11 protein-coding genes are annotated in these 14,022 nt (G+C 36.0%); 4 read left to right on the forward strand and 7 right to left on the reverse strand.

Annotated features, from left to right (window positions below; all coding sequences use genetic code 11):
• Window positions 1–17: 17 nt before the first annotated feature.
• The 7 genes from ABD792_RS10175 to ABD792_RS10205 all read right to left on the reverse strand — a co-directional run bounded on the left by ABD792_RS10175 (window position 18) and on the right by ABD792_RS10205 (window position 10,778).
• Complete coding sequence (locus ABD792_RS10175; protein ID WP_345005869.1) at window positions 18–1,790, reverse strand: MutS-related protein; 1,773 nt, start codon at window positions 1,788–1,790, stop codon at window positions 18–20.
• A 237-nt stretch (window positions 1,791–2,027) separates the two neighbouring features.
• On the reverse strand, window positions 2,028–2,834 hold the full coding sequence (locus ABD792_RS10180) for a peroxiredoxin family protein (RefSeq protein ID WP_345005870.1): 807 nt from the start codon (window positions 2,832–2,834) through the stop codon (window positions 2,028–2,030).
• A gap of 172 nt (window positions 2,835–3,006) precedes the next feature.
• Complete coding sequence (locus ABD792_RS10185) at window positions 3,007–3,741, reverse strand: hypothetical protein (protein ID WP_345005871.1); 735 nt, start codon at window positions 3,739–3,741, stop codon at window positions 3,007–3,009.
• A gap of 689 nt (window positions 3,742–4,430) precedes the next feature.
• On the reverse strand, window positions 4,431–5,135 hold the full coding sequence (locus ABD792_RS10190; protein ID WP_345005872.1) for a Bax inhibitor-1/YccA family protein: 705 nt from the start codon (window positions 5,133–5,135) through the stop codon (window positions 4,431–4,433).
• A 103-nt stretch (window positions 5,136–5,238) separates the two neighbouring features.
• Window positions 5,239–5,934: a zinc metallopeptidase gene (locus tag ABD792_RS10195; RefSeq protein WP_345005873.1), complete on the reverse strand. Its 696-nt coding sequence runs from the start codon at window positions 5,932–5,934 to the stop codon at window positions 5,239–5,241.
• A gap of 83 nt (window positions 5,935–6,017) precedes the next feature.
• Window positions 6,018–7,718 carry an SWIM zinc finger family protein gene (locus ABD792_RS10200; RefSeq protein ID WP_345005874.1) on the reverse strand — a complete coding sequence of 567 codons (1,701 nt, stop codon included), beginning with the start codon at window positions 7,716–7,718 and terminating at the stop codon, window positions 6,018–6,020.
• Window positions 7,719–10,778 (reverse strand): leucine--tRNA ligase, encoded by a 3,060-nt coding sequence (locus ABD792_RS10205; protein ID WP_345005876.1) that lies wholly within the window; start codon window positions 10,776–10,778, stop codon window positions 7,719–7,721. It abuts the gene before it with no gap.
• A gap of 316 nt (window positions 10,779–11,094) precedes the next feature.
• Between ABD792_RS10205 and ABD792_RS10210 the strand changes: the two genes are divergently transcribed.
• The 4 genes from ABD792_RS10210 (at window position 11,095) to ABD792_RS10225 (ending at window position 14,022) form a co-directional block, all read left to right on the forward strand.
• Window positions 11,095–12,009, forward strand: coding sequence for a DMT family transporter (locus ABD792_RS10210; RefSeq protein WP_345005878.1), 915 nt, complete (start codon window positions 11,095–11,097; stop codon window positions 12,007–12,009).
• 161 nt (window positions 12,010–12,170) lie between these two features.
• Window positions 12,171–13,049 (forward strand): cell division protein FtsX, encoded by an 879-nt coding sequence (locus ABD792_RS10215; RefSeq protein ID WP_345005879.1) that lies wholly within the window; start codon window positions 12,171–12,173, stop codon window positions 13,047–13,049.
• 163 nt (window positions 13,050–13,212) lie between these two features.
• Window positions 13,213–13,638, forward strand: a complete 426-nt coding sequence (locus ABD792_RS10220) for a hypothetical protein (protein WP_345005880.1) — start codon at window positions 13,213–13,215, stop codon at window positions 13,636–13,638.
• 129 nt (window positions 13,639–13,767) lie between these two features.
• On the forward strand, window positions 13,768–14,022 hold the full coding sequence (locus ABD792_RS10225) for a DUF3098 domain-containing protein (protein ID WP_345005881.1): 255 nt from the start codon (window positions 13,768–13,770) through the stop codon (window positions 14,020–14,022).

Here is a 14,022-nt window from a genome sequence, read left to right on the forward strand (position 1 = left end):
ATGATCAATAAGAGGTTTTAAACAATCTCCATCTTCTTTAACAGGAAGGATGCATTCATATTTTGACAAACACCTTTTTTTAAGGTATAATCGAAATGTAGTTCGTCGTTTATGATCTCGGCATCAAAATAGTAATTTTTAACATCGTCCAATTCCATTTCGATCTCGCATAGGCTCAGGTCGTGCGTAGCGATAATGCCCGTAGCGTTGGATGCTACGAGTTTCTCAACAAACTTTCGGGAGCCAATGGCCTTATCGGTGCTGTTAGTGCCTTTCAGTATTTCATCTAAAACAATAAAATAAGGTTCTTTTTGAATGGCTTCTACTATATATTTTAAACGTGTAAGTTCCGAAAAGAAATAGGAGCTGTCATCGGTTAAGGAATCGGACGTTCGCATGCTCGTAATCAATTTTACGGGGGAGTACACACTATTCTTGGCACAAACAGGCAATCCCATATTGGCCATAACAATATGCAGGGAAACGGTTCGCAAAAAGGTACTCTTTCCTGCCATATTGGCTCCGGTCACAATAAAAAATTGCTCATTTTCCATTATTAAATTGCTATCTACCCGTTTGTCTTTGTTTAATAACGGATGCCCCAAAGCGTCTGCTTTTATAACAGCCTGGCCTTCTTCAATTTTTGGGTATACAAGCTCCGGGTGATTATATACATAATTCCCAAGCGTGTTGAATGCATCGAAAAAGGAAACGACCTCAAACCATTCGGTAACGGTATCGGCATACTGATGAATCCACTGTTCGATATGGTAGGCATTTTTAATATCCGCCAGAAAGAAACCGTTTCCAAAAATAGCACCGATAAGATTGTTTCTATTATCCAAGGCATCCAGAGATTTTGAAAACGCTTTAAAAATAACGGACGCTTTCTTACCTTCCAACTGGATCTGCTGCTGCTTTTCCTTTAATAGTTCTGAAGTAAAGGACTCCTTTTCAATTAAATCCAGCAACAAGGCATACTGCCTAAAGGTGTCCCGAACCTTATCGGTATTTAATGCCAGTACATTGATTTTCTTTAAATAACGTCCCGTAATTCCCAAACCAATAAACAACAAATACCCCACAATGGATGGATTGGGCAGTATACCAAAAGCAGCTAACACAAAAACCACAACCGATAGTATCCCAAAGCTCAGCGGTAGCCATCGCATTATTTTCGGCAAAAAGACCTTGTGATTATGCAACCAAACGATAATTTGTTTTGTCGGCGTTTCAATATCTACCAGACTAGACGTCGCGGTATAGAACTGCCGCCATTCCGGTTTTCCACTTAGTTCTTGTATTGCTTCCTGCCTTGCCTCAATCCCATCTACGGCATTGGCTTTTAACGCATCGGCTAACTTTTGTGTGCCTTCGTTAATAGTGGTTCTATTAATAAACTGAAAAAACGATCCCCGACCAAACAGATCGATATCCAAACTATAAAAGTGATTTGGATCTTGAAACTGCAACCCCTTATCCCTGTCGTACCATTCTCCAGAAGCTATTTTTATTTCTTCTTCATTAATCGCCACCAGTGCCTTGTTAAAATTTCTTTCTGCCTTGGTATCGGTATATTTTGAAAGCAGGTAAGCAAATGTAACAACCCCTGCCGCGGCTATCGGAACCACTAGCTGCCAATGTCCAAAAAACAGGTAAATACCAAAGCCTGTTCCTACAAATACCAAAAGCCTGAGTGTGCTTAGCAGTGTCATCCTTTTGTATAAACGCTGCGCTTCTGCCTGGTATTTTTTTAAGTGGTTCTGGTAATATGCTAAGGGGGTATTCATAGATAATTCGTTAATATGCTAAAGCGGCCAATTTACTAAAAAGACATGTATATATTAGGGTAAATTTCACCATTATTATGGGAATACTTTACATCCTAATTGTCTAATTATTTTTAAAATGTTACAAATAAATGATTAAACCGCATTTTAAGTGGTTTTTAAAGGTTTCTTGTTGTCTGGTGTTAACAAAACTTGGGCATATAAAAAGGTTACTGATTATGTATGAAGCTTTGTCTTCTAGTTTATCAAACTCTTCAAACGTATTATATCAACATCCTTGGCAATGATAATTCCTTTGTTATTGATTAAAAAATTAGTAGGAACAGCTGTTATACCATATTTTAACGCTGCTGTATTTTCTTTTCCTTTTAAATCACTAACATTTATCCAAGCGAGACCGTCTTCTTTAATTGCCTGAATCCAAGACGCTTTATCTTCATCTACTGAAACACCAATAATGTTCAACCCCTTATCCTTAAAAGCTTCATAAATTTCTATTAATTCAGGGTTCGACCTCCTACATGGAACACACCAAGAAGCCCAAAATTCGATTAAGGTATATTCTTCTCCCAAGTGTTCTGAAAGTTTAACTTTCTCTCCATATTGATTCTGCAATTCGAAATCAATATACTCTTCATTAATTTCTGGAGTTTGATATAAATCAATAAAATTGGATATATTTTGTCCTAGTTGAGAACTCTTTATTGTTTCGGACATTGGTTGAAACAATTCTTGAGTCCCCTCTTTACCATAAAGAAATTTTAAATTATTTAGTGTTTCGGCCGACACAAGAGAATTGGGATTCTCATAAATGAAACTTCGATATACATCGAGTTGTTTTTGCTTATTTTCCTTAAACTGTTGCCTAACAACATTTCTATAAATGGTATCGGAAGGCCTTTGTCTGAGGATATAATCCAAACTATCCCAGACCTTAGCAGTATGGACTAACTTTTCTTCAAGTATTTTTAAATCACGGTCATAGGAACTAATGTTTTTTGAGTCTTGAATATTTTTATTTTGGGTATTTCCAATGAGTGACATTGAGAGAATTAATAAAAACAATAGAAATGACTTACTAAAAGACTTCATATTATAATCTGATTTTAAAACACATTCAAAACTTTCTTTAAATACTTTTCAATAGGTTGCTGCTTTTTTATAAGTACTACTCTACACAATTCTATCAACAGAGACACATCACTGTCCACAACATCTATTCCAAATTGACATTTAAACACTTCCTATTGTAAAATTCCAGTACTTTCCACAGCTCATTATTATTAAACTCCTTGTTTTTAACTTTTTCAATTAACTCCGGACAATCTTGAAAGTAATCTTTCATAGCGTTTTTAAAGTTTTTCGCAAAAGGCAACCCCTTGGTATAAAGATGATCAACTTCATCGCTTTTCCCTTTGCCTACGTAATAGCTATATCTCGGAAAGGTGATTTCCTGGTATTTATTGAAACTTTTAGCAATTTTTATTTTGTCACCATTATCCAATTCTACTTCGCTCACGTAATTATCATTTAACGGATCAGATGAACCTCCAATTTGAATCGGTTCATTAGAAAATGAATTTGACAAAACACTTGTTTCATAAATTCTGACATAAAGACTTAAGTTATCCAATGATACTATTTCTAAAAGTTCTGGATACCTTTTTTTCTTCCCATACTTATCAGTCAACTTATATCTAAACTTTCTGAAATAGTTATTTTCTAAAATATCAATTCCAATAATTTCTTCGAATTTATAGGTTTTTAATTTTAATGTATCATTGTAAAATTTTACCGTAACAATGGATGAAATTCCACTTATCTCACCGGTTCCGTTAATTCTAGTACTATCCTTTAAAATAAGCATGGCCTTTCCTTTTTGGGCATGAGCTAAACTGCTCAAAGCCATCATAAGTATTAAAACAATTTTTTTACCCATTGTATTGTTCATATTAATGTTTTTCGATTAGAAACAGACATGATGAGTCCCGTATATTGTCTAAAGTCTCTCTATTATTTTACAACTAATTTTCCCACAATATAAAGAGGTTAAATCAGCTTTCAAATCATATTACCAACTTTCTTTTCAATAAAGAAAGTAAGAAGTCACAAAGCAACTCTCACTATACGACCCTAAACAAGGAAACAAACATGATTTCTTAATATATGCATCAAAAAATGGATGCCTGCCACAGTTTATCTTGAGCAAAGACGAAAGGCAGGCATGACAAAGAAAACCAAAGACAATAAGAACCACGGCCTACCGAGAAAACCCTTAAAAATCAAGGCAGAAGGAAGGCATAGGGATGAAAATCTTGTTTGACCCCGAAGCAATGAGGAGGAGGTATTTTCATCCGTGGAAGGAGATACCGTAGCATTTTCTCAGGGTTTTATCGTAAGCCTAGACCTTTTTGCTTACTTTTTGCGGCAATGGGAAAAAGTAAGAAATCATAATATAGTCCTGACCAACGATTCCAATCATAGTACTAAACATGGTTTTATTATATACATAGCCAAAAGTGGATACCTGCCTACACAGGCATGACAAAAAAATTAAACAGCGTTGAACAGGCTTCCCATAAAAACACAAAAAAAGCCCTGAACAACTTCAAGGCTTGACTTGTATAAATATTGACTGGGTCAATCCCGAGACATCAGAATACTAAGGACGTACCAAAATAGCAACATGAGTGATGCAAATAAGCCCAAGGCTGCTGGTACATATTCATCATTTGAATATTTATGAATTAGATTAGAGGTTTGGTATAAAATGGAACCCGCTGCCAACGCACACATAGCAACCGAAAACCAAAGCCCTAAGTTAAATCCAAATAAGGTTCCTGCCAAAATTAAACCAATAGCAATAAAGAACCCAACGGTTAAACCGGCTTTTAAAAACGAAAAATCCTTTTTGGTCACAAATACAATAGCCGATAACCCAGTAAATAACCCCAAGGTAACGATAGCGGCTTGGTTTAAAATCTCAGTACCGGATTCCATGTAGAACGCTGCAATGTAAATTAGAGGCACAAAAATAAAGGCCTCAGCCAAAATGTATAATCCGTAGGCCATATATTGCTTATTCCTATCGGCTGTTCTCAAGGTCATACGTTCCGCATAGTTGGTTACCAACATAAAGCCACCCAGCATAAGCAACCAGCGATACCCTTGGGTCATAGACAATGCAAAATCAACGATGGTCTCACTTTGAAGTAACAGGTACTCGAAAAGGATAAACACCAGTACACCACCCGCAACATGCGTATAGGTCTTCTTATAAAAAGCAACTTTATCCGCTTCTGAAAGATCAGCTACCATCAGTTTGTTTTGAATCATATTTTCCATAAATAATATCGTTTTTTGTTAGAGCCTTAAATGTAATAAAAAAAGAAACCGAATTCCTACGCAACTGTAAAAATTCGGTTTTTATTTACATTATCAGTCTTAATTAATCTCTGGAACCAAATACTTGCAGTGCCCAATACAACAAGGATGCAAGTGCTCCAATAGCTGCCACCAAATAGGTTCGCGCTGCCCATTTAAGCGCATCTTCAGAACCGGCATATTCTTCCTGACTAACCATATTTTTATTTTTAAGCCATGCCAAAGCACGATGGCTCGCATCATACTCCACAGGTAATGTAATAAAGCTAAATAAGGTCGCAAAGCCCATAAATACCACACCGGCTGCAGCTACCCACCAACCTAAACCTACTCCGGCTGCACCTCCTAATATAAGGCCTCCAATAATTAACCATTGCGACATACCTGATGTAACACTCACTACTGGCACTAAAGACGATCGCATTTGCAACCAGCTATAAGCTTTGGCATGTTGTACAGCATGACCGCATTCGTGTGCTGCTACGGCAGCTGCTGCGGCATTACGCTGGTGATAAACCGATTCGCTTAAATTAACCGTTTTGTTCTTGGGGTTATAATGATCGGTTAGCTGTCCAGGGGTCGAAATCACTTCAACATCATAAATACCGTGATCGTGAAGCATTTTCTCTGCAATCTCACGACCACTCATACCATTACGTAACTGTATTTTAGAATACGTCTCAAACTTCCGCTTTAATGTACTGCTTACCAACCAACTTACTAAGGCTATAGCTCCTATTAATATATAATATCCTATCATTTTTTTCTTTTTTTATGCTTTATTACGAAATAATCATAGCAATAATAACGCCAATCTTTTAATATGAAAGTTTGTCAGCTTGCCTACCCAAAAAACTCTTCCAATCTAGCCATGAGTGATGGTCTTCTTTGGTAATTGACCTTTAACGATAGGATAAAATGGTCTATGTCCATTCCTTGCTTTTTTAAACTAACTAATATTCTACAAACTTCTATATAGTATTTCTTCCCTTGAAACAAATCAATATACTTGGTTATCCTATCTAACAATAGATTTCTTAACGGTTCTTCATATTTTGGAATCAGGCTTTTAATATATTTTATATCAAGATTCAAATAATTAGCTCCAAAATAATGATCTTGATCCTCTGCAATACTTTTAAACAATAATTCAAAGTTTTCTTCCCTATAATAAATTTCCTCTAAGGTACTTTTATCTTGAACTTGATTTAACAACAAAGCGCATTCTTTCTGCCATTCTTTCTTAGTAAACTGTTCTTTTAAAATACTGTAATAATCTTTAGAATCTTTATAGGAATTAAACCCAATCTCTAAAAATAAAATCTTGACTGTTTTAATCAATAACTCCCTATCATCTGTTAAGTCGGCTAAGTAGTGTAAATTTTGTAGCCAGCCAATAACCACTCCCTTAAACTCTTTATTTACATTAATCCCTTCAAGCATACAATCCTTAGCTCCCTTATAATCTTCTTTTTGCAGGAGATCGTCAAACAACATCTGTCTAAACTCTGGTAAGGTTTTATGCTCTAAAACAAAGTTTTTCCCCGCTTCTTCTCCTTCAAATTTTCTAATAATATTATACAGCTGTACAGTATAATTTTCAATGCCATTGTCATGAATAGCACTGATTAATTCTTCCTTCTGACTTTCGCTATCAGCCAACAAAATCAATACATCAACAAAATATACTTCGTATCCCCAACCGTGATTTTTATTATCCTTGAACAATTTCAAGAAAACACCATACATATATTTTCTTAGCTTAGTGCTAAGCGTTTCCATTTCAGCAATAGTCTTGGAAATACTCAATGCCTCATCCAATCCTTGATAGAAAATACCTGAAGATGTATCAGTGTAATATAAAGGCTTAAGCATTACTTCTATAATTGCTCTGCAAATTTCAAAACATGCTTCTAGCGAATTCTTCTCATAGTGCTTCAAAGCATCCTTAGCCATATCTATAACCACATTGCCTATTTTATTAGAAGCAGAGTAATTTATATAGCCGTTTTTTTGATGCTTTTTAATTAATTGTTGAATTTGGGTCTTATGAAAACCATAGAGTTCTTTTACGCTTTTATTTTTAGGACTTAGTTTATGCTCCAAAGTATCCCTGAGCATTTGGTTACTTTTAATTTCCTTGAGAATTATTTCCTTTAATTCATTTAAGGACAAGTTATCTACAGCTTCTTCGATAGAAAATGTTTTCTTAGTTTCTACACCAGCTACTTTGGACTTAGCTGCAGTTTTTCTAGGCTTTGATTTTTTTAACTCTAAGACCTCCTTTAATTTTTCATAATATAGAATAGCCACATGCTTACAAAACAGGGTTCGGTTATTTGGGCAGTTACAGTTAACATCAGTTACGTAATTCCCTAAAAACATCATTTCGGTCAAATATTCATCACTCCCAAAAACTTTTGCCTTTAGGGAAGTAGCACTGTTATGGATAATCTCAAATTGGTCTTTTTTCCAATAGCTAAGACCATTCTTTAAAGCGGTTGACAAGAATTTGTCTTCTAAATGTTCTATCTGAATATTCATTTACCCTACAACATTTACGATTTTTCCCGGAACAACAATCACCTTTTTAGGGGTACGTCCTTGCAACTGTTCCTGGGTTTTTTCGTGATCCAGTACGGCTTTCTCAACCTCATCTTTACTCATATCCAACGGTAGCTCCAAGGTAAAACGCATTTTACCATTAAAGGAAATCGGGTAATTCTTGCTACTTTCTACCAAATAGCTGGCCTCAAATTTAGGGAATGGTGCCGTAGAAATCGATTCAGTATTTCCTAACTGACTCCATAATTCCTCTGCAATATGCGGTGCATAAGGCGCTATTAAAACCAACAACTGTTCTAAAATAGCCTTGCTTGTACATTTTTGAGCAGTTAACTCGTTTACGGCAATCATAAAAGTAGACACCGAGGTATTAAACGAGAAATTCTCAATATCTTCCTGTACTTTCTTAATGGTTTTATGAAGTGTTTTTAGACTGTCTTTTGATGGCTCTACATCATTAACTTTTAATCCGTTATCATCTATATATAATTTCCATAGCTTTTTAAGGAAACTGTGCACCCCTGTAATACCGGCAGTATTCCAGGGTTTGTATTGCTCTAATGGCCCCAGGAACATTTCATATAAACGTAAACTATCGGCACCGTATTGCTTACAGATATTGTCCGGGTTGACGACATTGTATTTGGATTTGGACATTTTTTCAACATCACGCCCTACTTTATAAACCTCGTTATCTCCTTCAATAATCACTCCATTTTCCCCAATGAAAACAGCATTCTTGTATTCCTTACCAAATTCACTATCAGTTTTTAAACCCTCAACATTCAATTCGTCAGAAGCGTTGATATAATCAACTTTAACTCGAATTGGAACACAACTTCCAAAATTAAAAATTAAAGGTTTCACAATTGTAGTATTGAGCTCAGACTCTAAGAATTTAGTATAGCTTTGTTTAAAATCTTCATATTTCTTTTCATACTCTTTATTGCCTTGAATGCACTTCAATTCTCCTTCAGAAATATAAATAGCATAATTAGACTTCAAATATTCTAGTTTATTAATGTTATCTATATTCTCCTCTTCTAAAATTGCATTAACTCGTAACCTGTAGACAAAAGCGCTCGTACCCAGAATCATCCCCTGGTTTATCAATTTTTTAGCATACTCATCCACAGGCACCAATCCTTTATCGAACAAGAATTTCTGCCAAAAACGAGAGTACAATAAGTGCCCGGTGGCATGTTCGCTACCACCAATATACAGGTCGACATCTTTCCAGTAATTCAAAGCTTCCTTACTGGCAAATTCGTTCTCGTTATTGGCATCCATATAACGGTTAAAATACCAGGAACTACCGGCCCAACCGGGCATGGTATTTAACTCTAATGGATATACACCATTATCGTGAGACCCCTCGACTCCGCTCGGGGTGACAAGGTCATTGGAAACGACTTTGTTATTTTTAGTGTCCCAGGCCCAAACGGTGGCATTTCCTAACGGCGGCTCACCTGTTTCGGTGGGTAAATATTTTTCTACTTCGGGTAACTGTATTGGTAAATGCTCCGCTTCAATCATTTGTGGCATGCCATTTACATAATATACCGGAAATGGTTCTCCCCAGTAACGCTGACGGCTAAATACTGCATCTCGCAAACGGTAGTTGGTTTTCCCTTCTCCACAACCAAGTTTTTCAAGTTCTAAAATGACTTTTTTGGTGGCTTCTTTATAGTTTAAACCATTTAAAAAGTCACTATTGGCTATAATGGTATTATCCTTATCGGCAAATGCTACCTCAGAAATATCAACGCCTTCAAAAATATTAGGAATGGGGATATTAAAATGTTTTGCAAAATCGTAATCACGCTGATCACCACAAGGTACAGACATCACAGCACCTGTTCCATAACCAGCCAATACATAATCACCAATCCAAACTGGAATGGGTTCTTTGGTAAATGGATGCTCGGCATAGGCTCCTGTAAACGCGCCTGTAATGGTTTTTACATCGGCCATCCTATCGCGTTCACTGCGTTTTGCTGTTGCCTCAACATAAGCTTCAACCTCAGCTTGCTGCTCTGGCGTTGTTATTTGGGACACCAATTCATGTTCTGGTGCTAGAGTCATAAAACTAACTCCAAAAATGGTATCGGGACGGGTAGTAAACACCGAAATTTTATGAGATGTCTCGACTGCGCTCGACATGACACTAAAAGTAACCGAAGCTCCTACCGATTTGCCTATCCAGTTACGCTGACTTTCCTTAAGTGCATCGGTCCAATCTATTTTTTCCAAACCTTGCAATAAGCGTTCGGCATAGGCCGAAATACGCATACTCCACTGGGTCATTTTTTTCCTTATAACTGGATGTCCACCTCGTTCGGATACACCATTTACAATTTCATCGTTAGCTAATACCGTTCCTAATGCTGGACACCAGTTTACTTCGGTTTCGGCTAAATAGGTTAAACGATATTGTAATAAGATCTCTTGTTGTTTTTTGGACGAGAAAGACAGCCAATCTTCCGCAGTAAACATATCAACATTTTCATCAGAGGCGGCATTAACATTGGCATTCCCTTCTTTTTCAAAGATGCCGACCAATTCCGTAATATCCTCAGCTTTGTCGCTATCGTTATTATACCACGAATTGAACAATTGAATAAAGATCCATTGGGTCCATTTATAATAACTAGGATCACTGGTACGGACTTCGCGGCTCCAATCGAAAGAAAACCCTATTTGGTCCAGCTGTCTGCGATAGGTTTTTATGTTTTCGGCTGTTGTTATTGCTGGGTGCTGTCCCGTTTGAATGGCATATTGCTCAGCAGGTAATCCAAAGCTGTCGTAACCTTGCGGATGCAATACGTTAAAGCCTTGATGGCGCTTGTATCGCGCATATATATCGGAAGCTATATAACCTAACGGATGACCAACATGTAATCCGGCTCCACTAGGATAAGGAAACATGTCTAACACATAAAACTTAGGCTTATCTGAATTATTTTCAGCCTTAAAGGTTTGATTTTTGGCCCAGTAATCTTGCCACTTCTTTTCGATTTGATTGAAATCGTACTTCATCCTAATTGTAATTCTACTTTTTAAAAGCGCAAATTTACGGTTTATAAACAAAGAACTCATTTAAACTTTTTCAATTTGCTAAAAAATTGCCCTTTTTCACCCATTTTTTGTCCTTTTCTCCTTCCATAGCTCAGCTATGCAACTCAAAAAAACCTTCAAATGTGCAAAAAAACACCTAATTTTCGCTTAAACCCAAAAAGTTTAAACACGTTCTAACTGTAAAACCTTTAAGCCTTAATAAATAAGGTGAATTATTCTATTACAAGCTGTTTTTCAATGATTATAATTTACTTTTGTCGCTCAAAACAAAACACGTTTGAAACAACCTATTTATAAAGCGCATCTTGCTCTTTTGGGAGCCAACTTAATCTATGGTGCTAACTATATTATAGCCAAAGGCATTATGCCCGAAAAAATAAATCCAAACGCTTTTGTTTTTATCCGGTTAATCTGTTGCACCTTATTATTTTGGTTTATTAAGTCATTTTTCATAAAAGAATCTGTGGCCAAAAAAGACTTCCCAAAACTGGCACTTTGTGGTTTGCTGGGAGCTGCTGCCAATCAGCTGTTATTTTTTCATGGTATTAATTTAACATCACCAATCGATGCTTCTATTATCATGACAGCTACCCCAGTTATTGTCCTTACCTTTAGCGCACTTCTTCTTAAAGAGCGCATTACCAAAAACAAAGTATTGGGCATTACTATTGGCGGCATTGGCGCTATTTTTTTAATTGTTTATGGCAGTAGTGCCATAGGTACTAGCTCTTTTCTTGGCAACCTGTTCGTTTTAATGAACGCTTCCTGTTATGGACTGTACCTAGTGGTTGTTAAACCTTTAATGAAAAAATACCATGCCATCACTATTGTAAGTTGGGTGTTTTTATTTGGTTTTACATACATTATTCCCTTCGGATTTAATGATCTGCTAGCTACTAACTTTGCTGCATTTACAACAAACACCTACTTGGTAATTGGGTATGTTGTTATCTTTACCACCTTTTTCGCCTACTTATTTAATATTTATGCCCTTAAGTATGTATCACCTTCGGTAAACAGCAGTTATATTTATTTACAACCCATGATAAGTTTTATTATGGTAAGTATATATGCTTATATATTGAACAATAATGTTTATACACAAGATATTAACCTTTTAAAGGTATTAAGCTGCCTGATGGTTGTTGTTGGTGTTTATCTTGTAAGTAAACCACCAAAAAAGCTAGCTTGATTTAAATAAGTTACACAACATTATTTCAATATTCAGGTTATACTAGAGCGGATCTTTTAATTTTTAAGTTAAAAATCAATTTTTGTAATGCCAAAAGACGTATGCTTTTAAAGTTTCTTTAGATTAACTTTTATATTTTTACGTCATCAATCCAATATCCTATGAGTTCATCATTTGAAAGACATCAAAAGCGCCGCCTTATTTCATCTTACTTTTCAGTGGTACTGAGCATTGCTTTGGTCTTGTTTTTATTGGGGTTATTAGGCATGCTTATCTTGAATGCGAAAAAAGTTTCTGATCACTTCAAAGAACAAGTGGTTGTTACAATTTATTTAAAAGATACTGCTAAGGATATCGAAATAAAGCAACTGCAAAAAAGTCTGGCTATGGCCGACTATGTAAAATCTACCGAGTACGTTTCTAAAGAGCAAGCAGCCGAATTCATGAAAGCCGAAAATGGTGAGGACTTTATGGATTTTGTTGGCTATAACCCATTACAGAATTCTATAGATGTCCACTTAAAAGCGGCATTTGTTACGTCGGAACATCTTGAAAAAATATCCTCTGACGCACTCAACAAAGACTTTGTTGATGAAGTAACCTACGATAATGATTTGGTAAATTTAATGAACGATAACGTTAAAAAGATCAGTTTTTGGGTATTGGTAATAAGTGGTATTTTTACTTTAATTGCCGTATTGCTTATCAATAGCTCCATTAGATTAGCTGTTTATTCTAAACGCTTTACCATTAAGACCATGCAAATGGTTGGTGCCACCAAACAGTTTATCAGGCGCCCATTTGTATGGAAGAGTGTCCGCTTGGGCATAATAGGAGCGCTTTTAGCTCTAATAGGCATGGCTATTGTTTTATATTATTTAAATAAAACATTCCCTGAGCTGGAATTGCTTAACAATGCTACCTTGGTAATTTTACTTTTTGTTTTCGTATTTGCATTGGGCATCGTTATTACCTGGATAAGTACTCATATTGCAACGCAGCGCTTCTTGAACTTAAAAACCGATCAGCTCTATTATTAACATAAACTACCACAGGCAATCTGGCCTGATAATTATAAGAAAGCTATATTAATTTCGAGACTAGCCTCGTAACACTTAAATCTCGATTATCGAGTAAATTTATAATTGCACTAAGCAACCTTTTTGCTCTTTTAGCATCTTTAGGAAAAACGCGAAAATGGTTATGGTAAAAAAATTGCTATTGATTTTGGTATTATTTCATATTGTGTCAGCATGTAACAACAACGACGAAACTGATCCGAGCTGCGCAAACATAGCTTGCACTGAAGAGTTTAGAACACTTACAGTAACAATAAAAGACACTAATGATATACCTGTAGCTTTAGACAGTTTTAAAGTTATAGCAGTAGTATCGGGCAACGATCTTACCCGGGAAACCAGCAGTAGTGAATTGGCTTTGATGCAACAAAACGGCACTTATCCCTTATTTGGAGACGAATACACCAATACTTATCGAAATAAAGAAATAGAAGTTCAGTTCAGGGGTTTTAAAAACAGTCAACAAATAGTTACCGAAAATTATGTAGTAGCTGCCGATTGTTGCCATGTTTTTCTTGTTTCGGGAACGACAAATCTAACTATACAATAATATTTCTATTCTAATCTAGACCTCTAATCCTTGTTCTCCCCTTAAATTTAGAAATCGTTAACGCTCTTTTATAAATAATTCTATTACTTTGCAATCATTATTAATAATTTTGCGTTTTCGGCATTGATTATGGGAGAAAAGAAACAAAAGGAAAACACAAAACCTGTTTTTGTGTTCGGCAAAAAAAATTACAGGTTCATGTTTATAGGTTTAGCCTGTATCGCTTTAGGCTTTATATTAATGGCTGGAGGCGGTAGTGACGACCCTAATGTATTCAATCCGGATATTTTCCACTGGAGACGCATTCGCCTTGCTCCAGCGTTAATTTTATTTGGATTTGGCATTCAGGTCTATGCTATTTTGTTAAATCCAAACAAGAAGTAG

It is taken from the genome of Snuella lapsa (assembly GCF_039539345.1).
GTDB lineage: Bacteria > Bacteroidota > Bacteroidia > Flavobacteriales > Flavobacteriaceae > Snuella > Snuella lapsa.

Bases quoted from the DNA above. Each gene is read 5' to 3' on its own strand.
- ABD792_RS10175 (WP_345005869.1), bottom strand. From the start codon at position 1,790: ATGAATACCCCCTTAGCATATTACCAGAACCACTTAAAAAAATACCAG.
- ABD792_RS10180 (WP_345005870.1), bottom strand. From the start codon at position 2,834: ATGTCACTCATTGGAAATACCCAAAATAAAAATATTCAAGACTCAAAA.
- ABD792_RS10185 (WP_345005871.1), bottom strand. From the start codon at position 3,741: ATGAACAATACAATGGGTAAAAAAATTGTTTTAATACTTATGATGGCT.
- ABD792_RS10190 (WP_345005872.1), bottom strand. From the start codon at position 5,135: ATGGAAAATATGATTCAAAACAAACTGATGGTAGCTGATCTTTCAGAA.
- ABD792_RS10195 (WP_345005873.1), bottom strand. From the start codon at position 5,934: ATGATAGGATATTATATATTAATAGGAGCTATAGCCTTAGTAAGTTGG.
- ABD792_RS10200 (WP_345005874.1), bottom strand. From the start codon at position 7,718: ATGAATATTCAGATAGAACATTTAGAAGACAAATTCTTGTCAACCGCT.
- ABD792_RS10205 (WP_345005876.1), bottom strand. From the start codon at position 10,778: ATGAAGTACGATTTCAATCAAATCGAAAAGAAGTGGCAAGATTACTGG.
- ABD792_RS10215 (WP_345005879.1), top strand. From the start codon at position 12,171: ATGAGTTCATCATTTGAAAGACATCAAAAGCGCCGCCTTATTTCATCT.
- ABD792_RS10220 (WP_345005880.1), top strand. From the start codon at position 13,213: ATGGTAAAAAAATTGCTATTGATTTTGGTATTATTTCATATTGTGTCA.
- ABD792_RS10225 (WP_345005881.1), top strand. From the start codon at position 13,768: ATGGGAGAAAAGAAACAAAAGGAAAACACAAAACCTGTTTTTGTGTTC.